At 40.1% G+C, this 21,311-nt stretch carries 17 protein-coding genes and 1 pseudogene; 13 read left to right on the plus strand and 5 right to left on the minus strand.

Translation table 11 applies throughout. The features are described from left to right. Positions 1–125: 125 nt before the first annotated feature. The gene (locus NAF19_RS17055) at positions 126–1,433 is read right to left on the minus strand and encodes an NAD(P)/FAD-dependent oxidoreductase (RefSeq protein ID WP_252791379.1); all 1,308 of its coding nucleotides are present in this window, start codon (positions 1,431–1,433) and stop codon (positions 126–128) included. A gap of 202 nt (positions 1,434–1,635) precedes the next feature. Between NAF19_RS17055 and NAF19_RS17060 the strand changes: the two genes are divergently transcribed. From NAF19_RS17060 to NAF19_RS17085, 6 genes are all read left to right on the plus strand, one after another. Then, positions 1,636–1,863 (plus strand): SHOCT domain-containing protein, encoded by a 228-nt coding sequence (locus NAF19_RS17060; RefSeq protein ID WP_252791380.1) that lies wholly within the window; start codon positions 1,636–1,638, stop codon positions 1,861–1,863. Next, a complete protein-coding gene (locus NAF19_RS17065) occupies positions 1,860–2,792 on the plus strand; it encodes a slipin family protein (protein WP_252791382.1) in 933 nt (310 codons plus the stop codon). The genes NAF19_RS17060 and NAF19_RS17065 overlap by 4 nt, the downstream gene beginning before the upstream one ends. A gap of 102 nt (positions 2,793–2,894) precedes the next feature. Further along, positions 2,895–3,332: a hypothetical protein gene (locus tag NAF19_RS17070; RefSeq protein WP_252791383.1), complete on the plus strand. Its 438-nt coding sequence runs from the start codon at positions 2,895–2,897 to the stop codon at positions 3,330–3,332. Positions 3,333–4,136: 804 nt separating this feature from the next. After that, positions 4,137–4,340 carry a hypothetical protein gene (locus NAF19_RS17075; protein WP_252791385.1) on the plus strand — a complete coding sequence of 68 codons (204 nt, stop codon included), beginning with the start codon at positions 4,137–4,139 and terminating at the stop codon, positions 4,338–4,340. A gap of 171 nt (positions 4,341–4,511) precedes the next feature. Continuing rightward, positions 4,512–6,539 (plus strand): transketolase, encoded by a 2,028-nt coding sequence (tkt, locus tag NAF19_RS17080; RefSeq protein ID WP_252791387.1) that lies wholly within the window; start codon positions 4,512–4,514, stop codon positions 6,537–6,539. Positions 6,540–6,985: 446 nt separating this feature from the next. Further along, positions 6,986–7,846: an oxidoreductase gene (locus NAF19_RS17085; protein ID WP_252791388.1), complete on the plus strand. Its 861-nt coding sequence runs from the start codon at positions 6,986–6,988 to the stop codon at positions 7,844–7,846. A 167-nt stretch (positions 7,847–8,013) separates the two neighbouring features. Here the strand turns inward: NAF19_RS17085 and gap are convergent, their stop codons facing one another. The 3 genes from gap to acnA all read right to left on the minus strand — a co-directional run bounded on the left by gap (position 8,014) and on the right by acnA (position 12,417). Next, positions 8,014–9,003, minus strand: coding sequence for a type I glyceraldehyde-3-phosphate dehydrogenase (gene gap / locus NAF19_RS17090; protein ID WP_252791390.1), 990 nt, complete (start codon positions 9,001–9,003; stop codon positions 8,014–8,016). Between the two features lie 253 nt (positions 9,004–9,256). After that, a complete protein-coding gene (locus tag NAF19_RS17095) occupies positions 9,257–9,607 on the minus strand; it encodes a carboxymuconolactone decarboxylase family protein (protein WP_252791392.1) in 351 nt (116 codons plus the stop codon). Between the two features lie 32 nt (positions 9,608–9,639). Next, complete coding sequence (acnA, locus tag NAF19_RS17100) at positions 9,640–12,417, minus strand: aconitate hydratase AcnA (protein ID WP_252791393.1); 2,778 nt, start codon at positions 12,415–12,417, stop codon at positions 9,640–9,642. Positions 12,418–12,751: 334 nt separating this feature from the next. On the opposite strand from acnA, the gene NAF19_RS17105 reads away from it, so the two are divergent. From NAF19_RS17105 to NAF19_RS17135, 7 genes and pseudogenes are all read left to right on the plus strand, one after another. Continuing rightward, a complete protein-coding gene (locus NAF19_RS17105; RefSeq protein ID WP_252791395.1) occupies positions 12,752–13,474 on the plus strand; it encodes an FAD-dependent oxidoreductase in 723 nt (240 codons plus the stop codon). Positions 13,475–13,730: 256 nt separating this feature from the next. Further along, the gene (locus NAF19_RS17110; protein WP_252791396.1) at positions 13,731–14,612 is read left to right on the plus strand and encodes a Rieske (2Fe-2S) protein; all 882 of its coding nucleotides are present in this window, start codon (positions 13,731–13,733) and stop codon (positions 14,610–14,612) included. 354 nt (positions 14,613–14,966) lie between these two features. Beyond that, positions 14,967–16,703 (plus strand): thiamine pyrophosphate-dependent enzyme, encoded by a 1,737-nt coding sequence (locus NAF19_RS17115; RefSeq protein ID WP_252791398.1) that lies wholly within the window; start codon positions 14,967–14,969, stop codon positions 16,701–16,703. Between the two features lie 383 nt (positions 16,704–17,086). Next, complete coding sequence (locus tag NAF19_RS17120; protein ID WP_252791400.1) at positions 17,087–18,334, plus strand: MFS transporter; 1,248 nt, start codon at positions 17,087–17,089, stop codon at positions 18,332–18,334. 53 nt (positions 18,335–18,387) lie between these two features. After that, complete coding sequence (locus NAF19_RS17125; RefSeq protein ID WP_252791401.1) at positions 18,388–19,836, plus strand: hypothetical protein; 1,449 nt, start codon at positions 18,388–18,390, stop codon at positions 19,834–19,836. A 252-nt stretch (positions 19,837–20,088) separates the two neighbouring features. Continuing rightward, positions 20,089–20,223, plus strand: a pseudogene (locus tag NAF19_RS17130) (BON domain-containing protein); the annotation flags it as partial. Positions 20,224–20,242: 19 nt separating this feature from the next. Continuing rightward, positions 20,243–20,584, plus strand: a complete 342-nt coding sequence (locus NAF19_RS17135) for a DUF488 domain-containing protein (RefSeq protein ID WP_252791403.1) — start codon at positions 20,243–20,245, stop codon at positions 20,582–20,584. A gap of 394 nt (positions 20,585–20,978) precedes the next feature. On the opposite strand, the gene NAF19_RS17140 is transcribed toward NAF19_RS17135, so the two are convergent. Beyond that, positions 20,979–21,311, minus strand: a complete 333-nt coding sequence (locus NAF19_RS17140; protein ID WP_252791405.1) for a 2Fe-2S iron-sulfur cluster-binding family protein — start codon at positions 21,309–21,311, stop codon at positions 20,979–20,981.

Here is a 21,311-nt window from a genome sequence, read left to right on the forward strand (position 1 = left end):
TAATCGCATCGGCATTCCGCCAATTTTTGATGCAGTCATATGTGAAATGATGCAGTATACCCTGCTCCATTGTTTAGTTACCAGCACATCAGATAACAATGAGTCTTGATCTTGGTATTTACCAGTCATTTTTCGTCTAATTCTCTTTTTTGCGGGACACCATCTCTAACAAAGCGCCTGATTATTAGGCGCGCTCCTCCATTGTAGGTAAGGTAGCTCATTGTCCAATTAATAAAAACAACTACCTTATTCCTGAAACCCAAAAGAGAAATGAGATGAACAAACATCCATGTCAGCCATGCAAAAAATCCCTGGAATTTTAATTTTCCCAGGTCCGCAACAGCTTTATTACGGCCTACTGTCGCTAATGATCCTTTATCAGAATATTTAAACGGTACAGTGACTTCGCTATTAACCAGGTGCAGTATTGTTTTGGCAACATGTTTTCCTTGTTGTATGGCAACCTGAGCTAAACCCGGATACCCTTTTGGCGTTTCCTTGCTTATTATTGCCGCAACATCACCAATTGCAAAAATATTGGAAGCGCCTTCAACCCTGCAAACATTATCTGTTCTGATCCTGTTGCCCCGCTCTATAATATCTTTTGATATACCATCCGGTACAACACCCATCACGCCAGCCGACCATATTACATTTTTAGTAGGGATGCTTTTGCCATCTTCAAATTTTATTTCGCTGCCATCATAGCTTTCCACTTTTACATTTAAAAGTACTTCAACACCCATCTTTGTCAGAAATTCATGTGCAGCTTTTGAGGCTTGTTCTGACATAGACGCTATTACCCTTGGCTGAACATCAACCAAATAAACTCTCATCTCATCTTTTTTGAGTTCAGGATAATCCCGGTGGAGAATATGGGTGCGCAGTTCCGCTAATGCCCCGGATAGCTCAACCCCTGTAGGGCCGGCGCCAACCAATACGAAATTAAGGTAAGGCTCTCTTTCTTCTTTAGTTTTTAACAGTACAGCTTCTTCTATGTTTTGTAATATAAGCGACCGCAAATTAAGCGCTTCTGGAATAGATTTCATCGGCATTGCATTGTGTTCAATGTTTTTATTGCCAAAGAAATTGGTAGTTGACCCCGTGGCGATCACGAGGTAATCGTAAGCTATTTCGCCTATAGTGGTCTCAATGGTGTTCTTTTCAGGATTTACTTTTGTAAGCTCCGCAATATGGAAATGGAAATTTTTTTGGCCTGCAAAATTTTTTCTTAATGAAAAAGCAATGGAGTCGGCCTCAAGGCTGCCTATAGCTACCTGGTAAAGCAAAGGCTGAAAAGTATGGTAATTATGCTTGTCCAGCATTAGCACATCTACCGGCTTATCTTCAAGCTTCCTGGCAACCTGTTGACCGCCAAAGCCGCCGCCAGCAATGACAACCAGCGGCAATTTTGATTTATCCTTAGAATTCATGTGATTGTATTTTTTAAAAACAAGAGACCGCACGACAACCGGTATCTTTATAAATATCGATTTGCTTTATTTGTTTGATATACGAAGCATCATTTCTCAAAAAGTATGAATAAGTAACAAATCAATAGAATGTAAAACACTTAACTGCATAATGGTGTTTAGCTTTAACAGTAGTTGTTCAATTACTCTTAAAATCAAAATCATGTTTTACAATAGTAATTTTTGGGGAATGAACTTCATTTGGTGGTTCATTTGGCTTATTCTGCTTTTTTGGATATTCGCAACGCCTTATGATGTCCCCGGTCAGCGAAAAAAGAAAGAATCTCCACTTGACATTTTGCAGAAGCGATTTGCTTCAGGACAAATCACGACTGAAGAATACCAGGAAAAGAAAAAGATTCTTGAAGACGATTTAACTAATTTGAAATGAAAAGTAAAAGTTTATTTTCTGTAATAATTTTTGTTATAATTTTCGGCATTGGCCTGATTTGGACGCATGCCGCATATAACGTTTCAGATCCTGCGCAAAGCATCATCATTGCGGCAGGGTCATTTATAATAGCCTGGTTTATATCTTCCGCTATAAAAATCGCTGATCCATGGGACAAAGCCGTGGTGCTGCGGCTGGGCAAATTTCAATCCTTAAGGGGCCCCGGCCTGTTTTTTATCATCCCGGTTCTGGATACCATACCCTACTGGATCGACACCCGCGTGATCACCACATCGTTTAAAGCCGAAAAAACCCTTACCAAAGACACGGTGCCGGTTGATGTGGATGCGGTATTGTTTTGGAAAGTGCTGGACCCGCAAAAGGCCGCCCTGGAAGTTGCAGACTATATAAGTGCGATCAGCTGGGCTTCTCAAACCGCGTTGCGCGATGTTATTGGAAAGACCATGCTATCGGAGATGCTTGAAGGAAGGGACAAAATTAGCAGTATGCTGCAAAAGATTATTGATGAACGCACAGAACCATGGGGCATTAATGTTAATTCAGTAGAAGTTAAAGACGTTTTGATTCCTGCCTCATTAGAGAATGCGATGTCTATGCAAGCACAGGCAGAAAGAGAACGACAGGCCCGGGTAATCCTGGGAGATTCGGAAAGGCAGGTGGCTGAGAAGTTTGCAGAAGCAGCTCTTACCTACGCAAACAATCCGGTAGCTTTGCATTTAAGAGCGATGAATATGCTTTATGAAGGCTTAAAGGAAAACTCAACCATCGTAATCGTGCCCAGTTCAGCAGTGGATACCATGCAATTGGGCAGCATGGCCGGATTAACAGCATTGACCATGGGCATCGGCCAGGAAAAAACAAATAAAGAGAATGATGCGGCAAAAAATAAAGAGGTAAGAAATCCATAGATTATTTAATATCTACCAAGGAACGTGATTATATATCTTTGTGATGATAAAATAACTATTGCATTATTTTTTCTAAACATTTATAACCTTGAAAAAAATATTATGGTTAATGTATTTGAAAATCTTTCCAATACTGATCAGCTGGCATTTTTGAAATTTCCAGTTTATATTTCTTTACTTGCTGCTAATTCAGATGGTAAAACAGACGATCAGGAAAAGAAAATAGCAGTTGAATTCGATCATATGAAAACGTACACCTGCAATCCTTTACTTATTGGTTTTTATAAAAAGGCAGATCTGGTGTTCAAAGATACACTACAACAACTTGATGATGAATTACCTAAAGGTAAAACACAGCGGGATGCTGCTATAAAGGCAGAGCTTAAAAAGTTGGAAAGTTTGTTATTAAAGTTTGACAAAGTTTATGCGGCAACAATGCATCAAAGCATGAAATCCTTTAAAGACCATGTGTCAAGAGCACACAATAATTTTCTGGAAAGTTTCATTTTTCCAGTTCCTATAAAAGGATTAACGTATTGAATGATAAAACAATTAGTCTACATTTTTCATATGTAAATGATATGATTCACAATCTTTGATTGACCAATTCCATGAACCTTTTTGCGACTAACCTGTAATAGAAACCACCAACTATGCATTTCAGCCAGCTTTCGTTGTATAAAATCAATAATGATTAAAAGACTTAACATCGCAAATTTTAGTCATCTTTAGTTTTTTATACCGGTTTTCTTAATCGCAATTATTTTAGCTTATTCGAAACTTATCCAGCATAATTTGGTTTATAACTATAGCTGATACAAATACCTGATTCTAAATCGAAATGGTCTTTCCGGGATTTCGCTTGCGCCAGCATAACAACCCAGGCTCCACATTTTATTTAACTGCCATCATATATGTTAGTTCATGCATCTCATGATTCTATAGTTATTCCGAAAAAAATAAAGTCCGATATTCTAACTAGGGAAGATACAGATATTGATATACTTATACCAAGTCCCAACGCTTATTTTCCCAATGAAATAATTAAAGAAGAGATACCGGTCAAAATACATAACATACTGTCATCATCAAAAATATTCATGATAACAATTCATTATTTATTACAGGCATATCATGTGAAGGTTCTGAAAATAGTTTATAGAGGTAATGAATCCATTTATAAGACAGTGTTAAGCAGTCAAATAAGCGATAATATCAGGGTTTGTTGGTTACAGCATGAATTGCAAGGCTGGATCATATTGATAGGACATACTCTGGATAAAAGGTTAATAATATCTATAACGTCAGCTATTGAGTCCCAGGAATCATAAATAATTTATTTTTATGAAGAACGCACTTAAACACTACGAGTTTATCAACTCCCAAACCGGTAATATCATTGCCTATCTTTCATTACTGGTTGATATGGATGAAAAGAAGAGAACCGAACAACTGGAAAAGAAGAAAGCAGAATTGGCCACTTTCGATAAACTGTTTATAGGACTGATTTATTGGCAAGAAAAGGGCCATGGTATACTGCCTGGATAGAGTTTAAATAGCTAATGGATGACGTAAATTCAATAGAAAGCAACTTCATTTTCGTAGTTGTTAAAGTCTTTCAATTAGCCAATCTGACTTTTATGCCCTCATTATGGAAAGAACTCATTTACTTAAAACGATATAGAAATTAAAACGTTAATATCTAAAGCAATCAACATCATGCAAGAACAAACATTAAGCGGCACTACCACAGATATCGAACAACTATCTATTGAAACACTAAGGTTTTTATCCATAGATATGGTGCAAAAAGCAAACTCAGGCCATCCTGGCTTACCACTTGACGCTGCACCTATGGCCTATGTTCTATGGACACGGTTTTTAAAATATAATCCTAAGGATTCCAACTGGCTCAACCGTGACCGATTTATTTTATCTCCGGGTCATGGTTGTGCACTACTATATAGCTTGCTGCATTTAACAGGGTATGATTTATCCATGGATGATCTTAAACGCTTCAGGCAAATGGATTCCAAGACGCCAGGACATCCCGAATCGCTGTTAGTTCCTGGAGTGGAAGTTACCACGGGCCCGCTTGGCCAGGGGTTTGGAAACAGCGTTGGCTCTTGTATCTCAGAAGCTTTTCTTGCTGCAACTTATAACCGGCCGGATCAGGAAATATTTGACTACTATACCTATATGATTGCCAGTGATGGTGACCTCATGGAAGGCGTTTCGTCTGAAGCCGCCTCACTTGGAGGGCATTTACAACTTGGAAAACTCATCTGCCTTTATGATGACAACCATGTTTCACTTGACGGGCCAACCAGCCTTGCTTTCACTGAGGATCGTTTAAAACGTTTTGAGGCTTATGGCTGGCACACACAACAAGTTGATAACGGCAATGATCTTGATGAGATTGAATCAGCAATCAAAAATGCGCAGCAGCATAAAGATAAGCCATCCATCATTGCGGTTCGAACAATTTTAGGTTATGGCAGCCCGGTGCAAAATACCAGCAAAGCACATGGCAGCCCTTTGGGAGTAGAAAATATTGTTAAAACCAAGGAGTTTTTCGGCGCTGACCCGCACGAATTCTTTTTTGTGCCCGACGGTGTTTATGAGCACATGCAAACAAAGGGTATCGAAGGTTCACGACTGCAGGATCAATGGAAGCATCAACGGGAAGAATATACAAAGCTGTATCCGAAAGAAGCTGCGGAAATAAAATTGATTGAAACCTGTAAGTTGCCTGAAAAATGGGATGCAAAATTGCCAATTATTCAAGTATCTGAAGGCCCTTTGGCAACCAGGCAGGCTTCGGGGACAGCCCTGAAAATATTAAAAGAAAGCATCCCATTCCTGATAGGGGGTTCTGCCGACCTGGCCAGCTCAACTGAAATGCCAACAAAGCACGATATAAGTTTTCAACCCGGCCGTTATGAAGCGACCAATATATGGTTCGGGGTGCGTGAACACGGAATGGGAGCGATCTTAAATGGTATGATTGCAAAAATCGGTATCAAAGCTTATGGTGGTACTTTTTTAGCTTTTTCAGATTATATGCGGGGCGCCATTCGCCTGGCAGCACTATCTGAGGAACCTGTAATTTATGTATTTACCCATGACAGCATAGGGATGGGTGAAGACGGACCAACACACCAGCCAATTGGCCAGATAGCTGCTTTGCGTGCCATGCCTAACCTGATTGTGATCAGGCCGGGGGATGCCAATGAAACCATTGAAGCATGGAGGGTAGCGATTGCCAGTAAGAAAAGTCCTGTAGCTTTGATTTTATGCCGTCAAAAAATCCCTGTTATTGATCAGCAGAAATTTGCTTCAGCGCATAACCTGGAAAAAGGCGCGTATATCATAAGTGAAGCTTCCGGTGACGCTAATCTGATTCTTGTAGCCACCGGTTCAGAGCTGCAACTGGCATTGGGCGCACAGGAAGAACTCAAAAAGCAAGGCATTCAGGCAAGGGTGATAAGTATGCCTTCTTTTGAACTATTTGAAAGGCAAGATGCAGCGTATAAAGAAAAGATTTTTCCTGCCAATCTGCAAAAAAGAGTTTCAATCGAAGCTGGAACCTCTTTCGGCTGGCATGCATACATCGGGCGGGAAGGCCGCATTATAAGTATTGACGTTTTCGGCAGGTCTGCACCGGGGCAAGAAGTAATGGAGAAATTTGGATTCACCGTAGAAAACGTGGTAAATACCGCCAAAAGCATAGTTAAAGCTACCTGACGCAACAGCTATTGGAATTGATGGATTCGTCATCGTCATGATGCTCATGAATTGAAGGAACACTTAACGACAAACTTTCTTTACACCTATATAATAAGAGGTATTCGCTTCCTCAGTATGGCCTTATTTAATTCGGAAAGGCTAAAGAATTCCTTATTCCTGATGGGGAATAGACCCGCTGATAGACCAGTTTTACTTCGCTTTCCCCCGAAGTCTTATCCTTAGGTTTACGCACCCTGGCGACCAGCAGCGTTAAACTATTATGAAGCGCCAATTGCTGGATCATTTCGGTAAACACGGGGTCTTACCAGCAGTTTTTTTGTATAGACTAGTTGAATTGTTGACAAAATAGAAGTTCATTTCAAGAGGAATTAATAAAACCTTTTTGACTAATTTCAGTTTATTAACTTACACGCAATCTGAATAGTTACAATAAAACATACACAATGGCAAATAACAATAGTCCCGTTTGGTTCATCACTGGTTGCTCAACAGGGTTTGGAAGAGAACTGGCAAAACTAATATTAGGAAGAGGCTGGAATGCTGTAATAACCGCAAGAAACATTGACCAAATAAAAGACATTGCTGAGGGATATGAAAACACAGCAATAATTTTGCCTTTAGATGTAAATAAGAAAGACCAGGTATCATCGGCAGTTGCAAAAGCTGAAGCATCCTTTGGCAAGATTGACGTATTAGTTAACAATGCCGGGTATGGTTACTTCACCAGCATTGAAGAAGGTGAAGAAGAAAAAATAAGGGCACAGTTTGAAACCAATTTTTTTGGATTGGTGAATATGGTACAGGCTGTTCTACCTGGCATGCGTAAGCGACGTAGTGGCAATATTATCAATTTCTCTTCCATTGGAGGGTTGGTCGGTTTTACCGCAACAGGATATTATCATGCGTCAAAATTTGCAGTAGAAGGATTATCTGAATCATTATCAAAAGAGGTAGCGGCTTTAGGAATAAAAGTCTTAATAGTAGAACCGGGACCTTTCCGAACCGACTGGGCCGGACGCTCAACTGCCCGCACCCCTGTAAAGATCGAAGAATATAAAGATATCGTTGGCGCACGCATGAATATTAGTCTCCAGGGAAGTGGTAAACAGGCGGGCGACCCTGTTAGAGGTTGTGAAGCCGTTATAAGAGCAGTGGAAGAAGGTGTACCACACCTGAGATTATTATTGGGCAAAATGGCATATACTCTTGCTAATGAAAAAACAGAAGCGATGAAACATAATTTCAACGCTTGGAAAGAACTCACTTTGGGCGCCGATTTTCCTGAAGGTAATAATAAGGCATGAAGCACTAAGAGAAAAGGATAGCCGATTCTTGTAGTTATTAAACTATACCACGAAAAACAGCTCGTTTTGCCAAAACGCCGTGCGGCGCAGTTCATGCATTACTGACATTTCTTTTGTTAATTCAACTGATCACGTGTTGTTATTAAATAGCAAATAATATTCTTCTGTTATATCTCTAAAATCTGACGGATCATCTGATTGGTAAATCCCCATTCATTGTCATACCAAATCATGAGTTTAACCAAATCACCATCAACCACCCGGGTCATTTCCAAATCAACAACAGCAGCAAAGGGACTTTGGACAATATCTGACGAAACAAGAGGCTCATTTGAAACTGACAACACCAGTTTATATCTGTTACTTTTCGATTCTTCTAGTAAAATACTATTAATTTCATCAACTGAGGTATTTCTGGCTGCGACAAAAGTAATATCTGAAATAGAACCTACCGGTACCGGCGTGCGTATTGCAACCCCATCAAACTTGCCTGCTAATTGAGGGATCGCTTTAATTGTAGCAATAGCTGCGCCTGTTGAAGCGGGTACTAAGTTTACCGCAGCGGCACGTCCCATCCTAAGTGCTTTTTTTGAAGGGGCATCTACCAGGGCTTGGGAAGCGGTATAAGCATGAATTGTATTTAATATGGCTTTTTTTATACCTATTCTTCTATCTATGATCTCTATTATTGGGCCAATGCTATTGGTAGTACAACTTGCACACGAGAATATGGAGGTCTTCCCATCTGTGGAATTTACACCGTGTATCACTGTTGGCGTGTCTTTGCTTTTAGTAGGGCCCGATATTACCACAGTTTTCGCTCCTGCATAAATATGTTTTTCTGCTTCTTCCCTATTTGTAAAGAAACCGGTGCTTTCTATTACGACATCTATATCCAGTTCCTTCCATGGAAGTTTGGCCGGATCGTTTTCCGATATAAATAAAACCTTTTTATCCCCGATAAGTAAATGATTATCGCAAACACTCACCTCATTTTCATATTTACCATAAACACTATCGTATTTGAGTAAATACGCTGCATTATCAATACTCATTAAGTCATTGACAGCTGCAACCTCCATTTCCGGAGCATTCATGATTATTTTCAAAGCAGCCCTTCCGATTCTGCCAAAGCCATTGATCGCTATTTTTTTCATGTTTTTGTTTTTTATCGTTATAAAATATATTCACATTTAGAAACTGTCTAATCTTCAAAATCATTAATAAACAATTTCTAAGTTTAAAGGCATTGTTATTCAAATCGTAATCCTTTCTATTATTTATGAAACATTTTTAACCTTCAAAAGTCATCATCAGTCAATGCATTTATGGTTGTATTGTAACGATCAACGTTTCGAATATTCATTAAGCAAGATTGATAGTTTACGATAGATTAATAAGTATCCGGACTTAGCCTAAATCAGGATTCTCTATTTTTCCCATTTCATCCATTGCCAATGAAGCATGAGCGTAAGCCGCGCCGGCCCGCATTTCGGAAGCTACCCAAATAGCTTCCATAATTTCTTGTTTACTTGCTCCTTTTTTCAAAGCCATTGCAGTATGCCCGCGTATGCAATACGGGCATTGCGTTACGTGCGCTACCGCTACCGCGATAAGTTGTTTAGTTTTTTGAGGCAGCGCGCCTTCTTTAAAAACCGCCTTGCTGAAATTGCGCCACGTTTCTATTATTTCTGGAGCAAGCGCGGCTTTCTTTTCATTGATCTCCCTGGTTGCTGCCGGAAAAAGTTGATCGTTTTTCATAATAGCTAATTTTATTCTATTTGTTTATTTATTCAATTTACCTTATCTAAAAATTGTCTCAACACATATTGTAATATGCCTCCATGGCGATAATATTCAATCTCGATTTCAGAATACAATCTTGCAATTACCTGGAATTTAGCTTCCTGCCCATCCTCCTTTTGAGCAATTACCTGAATTTCTTTTAAAGATTTGAGGTCATCGGCAATACCTGTTATTGTAAATACCTCATTCCCTGTTAAACCCAAATTTTCTATATTTTCTCCTTCTTTAAATTGAAGTGGCAAAACGCCCATTCCCACCAAATTGCTTCGATGAATGCGCTCATAGCTTTCGGCTATCACCGCTTTAATTCCCAATAAAAATGTGCCTTTCGCTGCCCAATCCCTCGACGAACCGCTACCATATTCTTTCCCGGCCAAAACGACTAATGGTGTTTGTGCTTGCTGGTATTTTATTGATGCATCATAAACCGACATTTCTTCCCCGGAAGGTAAATGCCGGGTATAGCCACCTTCTTTTTGAGACAGTTTATTTTTGATCCGTACATTTGCAAAGGTACCGCGTACCATCACTTCGTCATGTCCTCTTCGCGAACCATAAGAATTAAACTCTTCTCTTTTTACGCCCCTGCTAATGAGGTAATTGCCTGCCGGTGAATACTCGTTGAACTGCCCTGCCGGCGAAATGTGATCCGTAGTAATACTATCGCCCAACACTAATAAAGCCCTTGCCCCATAAATGTCTTTTAAAGGCTGTGCATTATCAGAAATGTTGTAGAAGAAAGGCGCCTCTTTAATATAAGTAGACGCCGCATCCCAAATATATAATTGATCATCCGGCACTTCCAGGTTTTTCCAAATATCATTGCCTTCAAATATTTCACCATAACTCTTTGAAAAATCTTTAGGCGAAAGCACTTTGTTCATCAGCTCATTAATTTCATCGTCTGCAGGCCAAATGTCCTTTAAATAAACTGGCTGCTGATTAGGGTCGTAACTTATAGGATCGTTAATCAAATCAATATCCACTCTGCCTGCGATGGCATAAGCAACTACCAGCATTGGTGACATCAGGAAATTCATTCTTACCTGCGGATGGATCCTGGCTTCGAAATTCCGGTTGCCTGATAGCACGGAAGCCACGACCAAATCGTGTTCTTCCACTGCTTTTGCGATATAAGGGGGTAGTGGACCTGAGTTGCCAATACAGGAAGTGCAACCATATCCTACTAAATGAAACTTCAATGCTTCCAAATCATCCAGCAGGTCTGCCTTTTCGAGATAATCAGTAACTACTTTTGAACCGGGAGCAAGCGAGGTTTTCACCCATGGCTTTGTATCCAGCCCATGTTCACGCGCTTTTCTGGCTACCAGGCCGGCGCCTATCATAACAAAAGGATTGGAAGTATTGGTACATGAAGTAATAGCAGCAATGACAACCGCACCATCTGATATCATAAATTTTTCTTGCCCAACGGTGACCCAAACCGTCTTCATTCCATTTTCTATCTTTTCTTCAATTTTGGTTTCGGGTGGCATTGGTAAAGGAAGCTGTGCGGGCTGACTGCCGCCCTCTGCGAACCATCGTGTTAATTGATCCTGCGGCTGAATATATTTCCGTCCAAAGCTTTTGTTTAGCAGGTCGATGAAGGTGGGCTTAAAGTCCTTCAGCAATATTTTATCTTGTGGACGTTTTGGGCCTGCTACGGTAGGTTCAATAGCTGCAAGATCCAATTCTACAATATCTGTGTAGTTGATAGCTTCGCTTCCGGTTCTCCATAACATATTGGCCTTGCAATAATCTTCCACTAACCTTACCTGTTCTTCAGAGCGGTTGCTTTTACGCATATACTCCAAAGTTTTATCATCAATGGGGAAATAGGTGATAGTACAACCAAATTCTGGCGACATATTGCCAATGGTCGCCCGGTCCGGAACAGAAAGGTTGTCGAGCCCCGGACCAAAGACTTCTACAAATTTTCCTACAACCCCATATTTTCTAAGTAAATCAGCAATAGTTAATACCAGGTCTGTAGCTGTGGAACCCAATGGAATTTTCCCGGTAAGCTTTAGTCCGATCACTTCAGGCAAAATAAAATAGATGGGCTGCCCAAGAATGACAGCTTCGGCTTCAATGCCGCCAACACCCCAGGCCACTACACCAATTCCATTTACCATGGGTGTATGGCTATCAGTACCAACCAGTGTATCCGGAAAAACTTCTCCATTTCGTTCAATTACACACTTAGCGAAATATTCTAAATTTACCTGATGACAAATACCCATTCCGGGTGGAACAACATTGAAATTCGTAAAGGATTTTTGCGCCCATTTTAAAAACTGGTAGCGTTCTTTATTGCGTTTATACTCTTCATCCATGTTGTGGCTATAAGCGTATTCCGTTCCGAAATAATCGACCTGTACAGAATGATCAATAACCAAGTCAACAGGGATCAAAGGATTAATTTCATCAGGGTTCTTTCCTTTCCTTGCTATTTCAGCACGCAGCGAAGCGATATCCACTACAGCGGGAACGCCGGTAAAATCCTGCATAAGTACGCGTGCCGGTTTAAATGGGATATCCTTATTCGACGCAGCGGGTTTCCAGTTAAGAATGGTGTCTATACTTTTCCGGGTAATGGCGAAATCATCAAAATTCCGCAATGCGTTTTCCAATAAAATGCGAATGGAAAAAGGCAGTTTACTAATCTCATGACCTTGTTTAGCAAGTTCTGCAAGGCTGTAATATGTAAAAGTGCCATTTTTAGTATTTAATAATCTTTTTATTTGATATGGGTCATTAGGCATAATTGTGCCATTTAATTTTTCTTACAAAAACGAAGCTTAAAAATCATTCTTATTATGGTGTTCTTCTCTTTATATAACAGATTAATTTCTGATTGTTTGTAAATGATTCTATTTCTTTGCATTTTTTTTAATTGCACAACTGATTAGCATTGGCGCCAGTTTTCCAGAATTGGATTATAATGACAATTATTTACAAACCATTTTCTGATGGATTTGTTATAGACAAACACATCGTTTCGAAAGCATTTCAGATCGGAGTGATGAATAGTTGGATACCGCGCGCAATAAGTTTTTTATAACTATATTTTTATATCAATCTAAAATTTTTGTTGCTATGCCCATTTATAAGGTCAAACTAAAAAGCAAAAAGGAAATAGCCTCCGGAACGATGGCATTTCATTTTGAAAAACCGGCAGGATTCACCTATAAAGCCGGTCAATTCGCTGATTACACACTCATTAACCCATCCGAAACCGATGCGGAAGGAAACGTACGCGGTTTCTCCCTGACAAGCGCTCCCTATGAAGATGATATCATGTTCGCAACCAGGATGCGTGATACTGCATTCAAACGGGACCTGAAAAAGATGGATATAGGTACTGAACTGACCCTGGATGCTCCTTACGGGTCATTCACCCTTCAAAACAATACTCAAATCCCCGCAGTTTTCCTCTCAGGCGGTATTGGCATTACTCCGGTTAGAAGCATAATTCTCCAGGCTACGCACGATAAGACAGCGCACAAGATATTTCTTTTTTACGCTAATAAAACACCCGAAGATGCAGCGTTTATGGACGAACTGCTTGGCGCTGAAAAAAGAAATCCGAACTACACTTTTGTTCCCTCTATGACAGATAAAGAGAAATTAAATAAGGATTGGCATGGAGAAACTGGGTTCTTCACCAAAGAAATGCTGCAAAAATATATCGATGATATAACGCTACCGATTTATTATGTAGCCGGTCCGGCAACTATGGTTACTTCCATACGAAAAACGCTTAATGAGTCAGGTATTGATGATGATAACATACGCACCGAAGAATTTTCAGGATATTAAGAATAGATTAATAAAATAAAACGACATCAATATCAAAAGAGTATATGAAGTCCCGGCCAAACAAGATGGGTATCACAAAGAATTTGAAGAGAACAAAGAGCGGGTTTCGCTTTTAAAAGAACAAATGAAGAAAGGGACTGTAACATTAGTGTATAACATGGCGCAAAGGATGAAGAACACAATGAAGCGCTGGCGCTATTAAATAAATTTAAAAATAAATAGGAAATCAAATTGTAAACAAGTTAGATAAAGACAAATGAATCAGAAAATCGCAATTGACTTTATTGAAAAACAGGACTGGCTTGGTGAAGCCGGCGATGCAATCCAGCCCGTCGTTATTAAGGCCTTTGAAGCGGGTGGTGAAACCGGTCAGAAAATAAAAAATTTTCTGCATGGAACATGGCTCGGTCACCCCCTGCATCCGGTAATAACAGATGTTCCGATTGGCGCTTGGACCGTCGCCGCAGTTTTAGACGGACTAGAACTGGCAGGCAAAAATAAATATAAAGCAGGTGCAGATGCAGCCATTGCCCTAGGACTTGCAGGAGCGGTTGGATCAGCGGTTACCGGACTAACTGATTGGACCGGAACGACCAAGAAGAAACGTAAAATTGGTTTACTGCATGGAATATTAAACCTGAGTGCTACCGCACTTTATGCTACTTCACTCGTTTTGCGCAATTGCAAAGGTTCACGCAATAGGGCAATCACTTTGGCAATGCTTGGTTATGGAGTTACTGGTATAGCAGCTTATCTGGGCGGCCATCTTGTTTATAGCGAGCAATTAGGCGTTGACCATACAGCTACATCCGAGGAATATCCAATGGAGTTTGTAGTAGTGCTTCCGGAAAACGAATTAATAGAAAATAAAATGCGCTGTGTAAAAGCTGGAGCAATTCCAGTGCTGCTGGTACGGGAAAATGGAAATATTTTCGCAATTGCTAATACTTGTTCCCATCTCGGCGGTCCACTTTCAGAAGGGGAACTGCTGGATGATTGCCGCGTGAAATGCCCTTGGCATGGTTCGGTTTTTTCCATGCAAGATGGAAGCGTAGTGGACGGCCCGGCAACAGAATCCCAACCTAAATTTGATGTGCGTATCAATAACGGTCAAATTGAAGTAAGGAGGGCAAAATAGTAAATGTGTCGGCATAATTATTGTGTGTTTTCTGTGTTGACAATACTCAACTTTGTTTGCATTATTCATTCATATCTATGTGATAGAATAATAGTGAATGTTAGGATGAATTTTTGATACCGTAACATAAATAATTGTTGTAACATCTATCGCATGGTTTAGGCTTATGAATGTTATATAGCATGGTATAATCAATATAAAATTAAAAGATAAGCAGCTCTGAAACATGCTATCTGAGATAGCCAAAGTAGAAGGAAGTTTAAATTGAGCTGATTAAATTATCATGAGTTTCTTAACAGTTAAAGGCATAGGCAACCAGTTGGGAATGAAAATAAATCATTTAAATCTTAGGATATGGCAAAGAAAGTAGCAGAACAATTAGTAGAAATGTTGGTACAAGCAGGTATCACACATATTTACGCAGTAACAGGCGACAGCCTTAATGAATTAAATGATGCTGTAAGACGAAACCCAAAAATAAAGTGGATTCACGTCAGGCATGAAGAAGCTGGAGCCTTTGCTGCGTCAGCTGAGGCCCAACTAACGGGGTTAGCATGTTGTGCGGGTAGCAGCGGGCCTGGGCATGTTCATTTAATCAACGGCCTTTACGATGCACATCGTTCTGGTGCATCTGTTCTTGCGATTGCTTCGACCTGTGCTACGACAGAGCTCGGCACAGGTTATTTTCAGGAGACGAATGTTATCAAACTCTTTGATGATTGCAGCTGCTATAACCAAATCGCATCTACACCTGCCCAGTTACCCCGAATGGCACAGGCAGCTCTCCAGCATGCAATCCAGAAGAAGGGTGTAGCAATTTTAGGCCTGCCAGGTGATGTAACCGCGATGCATGCGGTAGAGAATGTTTCTTCTGACAAAAATTATTTCTCCAAAGCAGATATTCGACCCGCAGACCATGACCTGCAAGCATTAGCCGATCTGATCAATAAATACAAGAAGATTTGCATATTCTGCGGAATTGGCGCTGCAAATGCACATGATGAAGTAGTTGAGCTTGCCGGTTTGCTGAATGCGCCTGTGGGTTATTCCTTCCGCGGTAAGATGGACATTCAACCCAATAATCCCTATGAGGTAGGTATGACTGGGTTGTTAGGTTTGCCCTCTGCCTATCACAGTATGCATGAAAGCGATCTCGTCCTGTTGCTGGGTACCGATTTTCCTTATGTACCTTTCATTCCCCAGGATAAAATATTGGTACAGGTGGATATAAGCCCCGAAAGACTAGGAAGAAGAGCTAAACTAACTATGGGATTGTTTGGTGATATTAAAATCACGATCAAAGCTTTGATTCCACTGTTGAATATTAAGGAAGACAAAAGCTTTTTAAATGCACAATTACAAATTTATAAAAAAGTAAAAGAGCAGCTGAACATTTATGTACTTGACAAAGGTAAAAAAGATGCTATTCACCCCGAGGCTGTTGCTTTTGAATTGAACAAATTAGCATCAGACGATGCCATATTCACCGTTGATACCGGCATGTGTTGTGTATGGGGTGCCCGATATATTCAGGCTAATGGGAAACGCCGCTTGTTGGGTTCTTTTGTGCATGGATCTATGGCTGGCGCAATGCCTCATGCGATCGGTGCGGCTTTGGCATGTCCAGACAAACAAGTTGTCGCACTGTGTGGTGATGGCGGAATCTCCATGCTGCTTGGTGATCTGGCTACTATTAAACAGTATAATCTTCCAATCAAAATAGTTGTATTTAATAACCGTTCGCTTGGCATGGTCAAATTAGAAATGGAAGTTGCAGGTTTACCAGATTCTGAAACGGATATGCTTAATCCCGACTTTGCTCTTGTTGCCGAAGCCATAGGTATAAAAGGCATCACAATTAGTGAACCTAACGATGTTGAATCCAGTTTAAAAGAAGCATTTCTGTATAACGGCCCAGTACTAATAAATGTTATGACCGATCCAAACGCCTTGGCCATGCCTCCTAAAGTTGAATTAAAAATGATGGAGGGAATGGCTCTTTCCATGACTAAACTGATGCTTGGAGGAAGATTTGAAGAAGTATTGGACACAGTTAAATCGAACTATAAGCATTTAGAAGAAATATTATAGTGCAGCCCGGTAGTTAGGTTGCATATTATTTAGGGCATCTCTAAAAACTCTCCTTTTCGGCTCCTCTGGAGAAGATTTAAAGCCCGTCTGGTTGAAACCATTCGGACGGGGTGAGGTAAAAAAAAATGAGTTTTTAATTCTACTTTGACATGTTTAGAAAACGTAGTTCAGCATTACAATAATCTTAATTATGGAACGGAAAAGTTGCCATCAAAAATACAGTACAAGTGAGTGACACAACGATGTCGCCATGAAAAACCGCTGCTGGTCAACAAAAAATTAAAAACGATTGGCTTGTCAAAGTAGAATTAGAGATGCTCTTTATTCAATTGAATCTTTCAGGAATTTAAATTTGAAAGCGTAACGACTATACAAAAATTAAAATGAGTCAATCAACTAAATATAGTGGGAGGCCTTTTATCATCGCCTGGGTACTGGGATGTATTTTTTATTTTTTGGAGTATGTGGTTAGGGCATCTCCTGCCGTTATGATTCCCGAACTATCCAGTACATTTAAAGTTAGTGTTTTAACGGTCAGTTCTATACTCGGGGTGTATTATTATACATATGCCTTCACCAGCTTGATTGCCGGTGTTGCACTTGACCGTGCCGGAGCAAAATATTCGATTAGCGTTGGTATAGGTATCTTAAGTATAGGTTGTATTTTATTTGCCTTTCCACACGTTTTTGCGGGGTATAGTGGTCGCTTATTTCAGGGGGTTGGTTCAGCCTTTGCCTTTACAGGGTGCGTTTATTTGGCTTCACACGGCTTTCCTGCACGTTATATAGCAACAGCTATCGGTTTTACACAATGTGTAGGTATGCTTGGGGGATCGGCCGGACAGTTTATAGTTGGGCCTTTAATACAAAAAGGGCTCCACGTGAGCCTATTTTGGATAGGAATAGGAATAATTTGTGGATTGCTATGTATAATAATCTTTTTTGTTACACCCCGCGAAAAAAAACTGGCTGAAGAAAAATCAAAGGGAGCATTAAGTTTGCTTCAGCCCTACAAGCTGGTATTTGGTAATCTGCAGTCTTATTTAAGCGGCGTTGTTTCTGGTTTGCTCTTTGCTCCCACCACTATTTTTGCGATGACCTGGGGCATCGCATTTTTTCGACATGACAGGCATGTAAGTTACTCTTCGGCTGTTTTAATTTGTTCTATGGTACCCCTGGGCTGGGTTGTTGGGGCACCCTTATTAGGTTGGATCTCTGACAAAATAGGTCGTAGAAAACCCGTGTTAATAGGAGGATCAGCAGTAATGATGTTAAGTTTTGCGCAGCTCATATTCCTACCTGGCTTATTGCCAGGTGTACTCTCTATGATCATTTTTGGTATAGGTTCAGGGGCCGCAATGATCCCTTATACTATTATTAAAGAAGCAAATCCGGATAAGGTAAAAGGCAGTGCAACGGGTGCAATTAACTTCTTAACGTTTGGTGTAACGGCTTTACTGAATCCTGTATTCGCTGGGCTATATGGTAAAAGCCTAATGAGCGCAACGGACCACGCAGCCCATTTTAAATTTGCCGGTATCTTTTGGCTGGCCGTTATAACATTAGCAATTCTGGTAAGCCTTCTTATAAAGGAAACCGGCGCAAAATCAACTAAACCAGTAAGGAGGTAAATACATCTTGTTTACTTGGGTAATTAAGGTTCCGGATTATATAATAAAAACATATGACACAAAACTTAACTGCTGCTTCTCTTTTCATTCTGTTGTTGTTTTGGAGCAATAGCAGTTATAGCCAGAATGGATCACCTGAATATAAGGATGGTATGACCATCAAGCTTGACAGTTCGGGCGAAAAGTATATCCGTTTTTTTACATGGGCCACTTTTTGGGCAAGGAATACGGAAGCGAATCCTGGAACTGCGTTGAACGGGATCGAAATAAAAAATTGGATAGATTTTAGCCTTAGGCAGTTTCGTTTTGTTACCTACAGCCAACTTTCGCCAAGGTATCTGATATTTGCCGATATAGGCATAGATAACCAGTCTTTTTCAAGCGGAGGATCTGTCGGTGGTGGGAATACTGGAAATGGAGGAGCAACCTTTAGTGGAACGCTCGGTAAAAAGCCTGAGCTTTATTTACACGATCTTTGGAATGAATATGCCGTTTTTCCTGACAAAGATCCAATAAGTGGTAGACCACGTAAATCATCTCTTTATATTGGTACAGGTTTGCATTACTGGATGGGCATAAGCCGAATGACCACGTGTAGTTCAGCCAACTACCTGGCTTTGGATGCACCGGTTTATAATTGGCCTTTGGTTGACCTTTCTGACCAGTTTGCAAGGCAACTCGGCGTTTATCTAAAAGGAAATATTGGTCCTGTTAGTTACAGGTGGGCTATTAATAAACCGTTTACGGTTATTTCGCCCATTACAGCATTTCCTAATGGGGCACCGGACAGCAGTTATGCCGTAGATAATAATGCGACTGGAAAGTTTTCCACTACGGGTTATGCTGCATGGCAGTTCCTTGATAAGGAAAGTAATAAATTACCATACACAACAGGTACTTATGTAGGCACCATGCGTGTATTAAATATCGGGGTCGGTTATTATAGTGCAGCAGAAGGTACAGTAACACAAGCCCGCAACACCGCTACATCGACGCTTACTCGTCATAACATTACTATTTGGGCAATAGATGTCTTTGCTGATCTACCATTCGGTGGTTCAAATAGTAATTGGGCCTTTACCGGTTACACCGTTTGTTATCATTACGATTTTGGACCGAAATATCTTCGGTATGGTTCCATTATGAACCAAAACGTAAGTCTTGCACCAAACTATACAGGCAAAGTTTCGCAAGCTGGTTTTGGCAATCTAGCCCCACTTATTGGCACGGGTATATCTTGGTTTACACAGGCAGGTTTGCTCCTGCCAAAAAATTTACTTGATGCAAAAATCCGGTTCCAACCATTTGGCGAGGTTAGCCTCCAAAAATTCGACCGTTTTGGAGATTCCAAATTCATGTATTGGAGCGCGGGTAGCAACATCTATCTGGACGGACACCACGCCAGCGTAACATTCAAATACCAGACAAGACCAATTGTTATGAACAACAAACAAGAATCATCTAAAGGTACTTTTATAATAGCAACTCAAGTTTACCTTTGAGATACATTACTACAACATTTTATACACTACTTTGATATCCAAATGGGAGGGTTATTACGATATTATCTTGTCCGTTTTGATAAATCTTTATTATGAAAGTGACTGCTAATTGCTTTGTTAGAAACACAGCAGTAAACTTTGCAGCTATTAATTTTAAGTTAAAGAGCTACATACTTCATTATTTACAATGAAATTATTCAAAACAGGAAACGTCAAAACTTATGATATCCTAGTTAGGTTTCGGGAAATAGAGTCACACTAAATGGTACAGTTCATTCATTTTACCAAAAGGATGAGGCTGAACGAATAGCCTGGAATGCACCAGGTGTTGGGATTGTTGATAATGATTTGTATTATCTCTCAATATTTTTTCTCTTAAAGCAATAAATTTTACAACAGTTTTAAAATGAAAATCAATATTAAAAGAGTATATGAAGCGCCAGCCAAAGAGGATGGCGTACGGATTCTTGTGGACAGGCTATGGCCACGAGGACTAACAAAGGAAAAAGCAGCGGTAGATACATGGCTAAAAGAAATTGCCCCAAGTACTGAACTCCGAAAATGGTTTGGTCATAAACCGGCTAAATGGGTGGAGTTCAAAAAGCGTTACCATCAGGAACTGAAAGAAAACAATGAACAGGTATTGCTATTGAAAGAACAATTGAAAAGAGGAACTGTAACATTAGTCTATGGCGCAAAAGATGAAAAACATAACGAAGCGCTTGTACTTAAAGAATTTTATCAATGACAGCGCATTCTTAATAAGCCCGCTTCAAATACCGCAAATAAACCAGCCGGCCCGGCCCCAACAATGCAAATGTCTGTAGTAATCATATTATCCTTGTATTCAAAAGCAAATACTATCTTGTTGTGCTTCTACTGAATGCGGTACATTAATGGGAATATCTATTTCGTCAAATTTGTTCAGGTTAACTGCATCGTTTGCTCGTCGATAAACGCCGCTTCAATCTACAATAACCAATCTGGTTTTCATGTTTGTTTGATGTCCCTTTAAAATCATCCCCTTTTTGAAGCCTAATACGAGTACTTTGAAATGTTCGCCGCGCTGTGAAATTTTGACAATCGGGGAGGTTGAATTTTCTAATTGTTGCAAAATCTCCTGTATAATCATTTTATCATTCTTATGTTAAAACTTTCACTTTTAATCCATCGAGATGCCTGTCAACCAATATTTGGCAGGATAAACGAAACTTTTTATCCGTATGGCCTGCCCGAAGCAGCGTTATGTCTTCATTACGTTCATAATAAGATAACCCGCCGCAATTGCTGATAATTTCAATAAGGCAGGTTCCGCATTTTCCCATCCCCAAACATTCTCCAAAATCCTCCGTGTATATCTTGTCATAGATGAGCATCATCAGGCTTCTATACTCATTGGTATAAGTTTGGATCTCATGACTTTCGCCATCATATAAAATAGAAACAGCTATGTCTTTAACCGGGGCGCTGGCCAT

The organism is Mucilaginibacter flavidus (genome assembly GCF_024055575.1).
In the GTDB taxonomy this organism is placed as follows: domain Bacteria; phylum Bacteroidota; class Bacteroidia; order Sphingobacteriales; family Sphingobacteriaceae; genus Mucilaginibacter; species Mucilaginibacter flavidus.

Coding starts and splice junctions, on each gene's coding strand:
- NAF19_RS17055 (WP_252791379.1), bottom strand. CDS start 1,433: ATGAATTCTAAGGATAAATCAAAATTGCCGCTGGTTGTCATTGCTGGC.
- NAF19_RS17060 (WP_252791380.1), top strand. CDS start 1,636: ATGTTTTACAATAGTAATTTTTGGGGAATGAACTTCATTTGGTGGTTC.
- NAF19_RS17065 (WP_252791382.1), top strand. CDS start 1,860: ATGAAAAGTAAAAGTTTATTTTCTGTAATAATTTTTGTTATAATTTTC.
- NAF19_RS17070 (WP_252791383.1), top strand. CDS start 2,895: ATGGTTAATGTATTTGAAAATCTTTCCAATACTGATCAGCTGGCATTT.
- NAF19_RS17075 (WP_252791385.1), top strand. CDS start 4,137: ATGAAGAACGCACTTAAACACTACGAGTTTATCAACTCCCAAACCGGT.
- tkt (WP_252791387.1), top strand. CDS start 4,512: ATGCAAGAACAAACATTAAGCGGCACTACCACAGATATCGAACAACTA.
- NAF19_RS17085 (WP_252791388.1), top strand. CDS start 6,986: ATGGCAAATAACAATAGTCCCGTTTGGTTCATCACTGGTTGCTCAACA.
- gap (WP_252791390.1), bottom strand. CDS start 9,003: ATGAAAAAAATAGCGATCAATGGCTTTGGCAGAATCGGAAGGGCTGCT.
- NAF19_RS17095 (WP_252791392.1), bottom strand. CDS start 9,607: ATGAAAAACGATCAACTTTTTCCGGCAGCAACCAGGGAGATCAATGAA.
- acnA (WP_252791393.1), bottom strand. CDS start 12,417: ATGCCTAATGACCCATATCAAATAAAAAGATTATTAAATACTAAAAAT.
- NAF19_RS17105 (WP_252791395.1), top strand. CDS start 12,752: ATGCCCATTTATAAGGTCAAACTAAAAAGCAAAAAGGAAATAGCCTCC.
- NAF19_RS17110 (WP_252791396.1), top strand. CDS start 13,731: ATGAATCAGAAAATCGCAATTGACTTTATTGAAAAACAGGACTGGCTT.
- NAF19_RS17115 (WP_252791398.1), top strand. CDS start 14,967: ATGGCAAAGAAAGTAGCAGAACAATTAGTAGAAATGTTGGTACAAGCA.
- NAF19_RS17120 (WP_252791400.1), top strand. CDS start 17,087: ATGAGTCAATCAACTAAATATAGTGGGAGGCCTTTTATCATCGCCTGG.
- NAF19_RS17125 (WP_252791401.1), top strand. CDS start 18,388: ATGACACAAAACTTAACTGCTGCTTCTCTTTTCATTCTGTTGTTGTTT.
- NAF19_RS17135 (WP_252791403.1), top strand. CDS start 20,243: ATGAAAATCAATATTAAAAGAGTATATGAAGCGCCAGCCAAAGAGGAT.
- NAF19_RS17140 (WP_252791405.1), bottom strand. CDS start 21,311: ATGGCCAGCGCCCCGGTTAAAGACATAGCTGTTTCTATTTTATATGAT.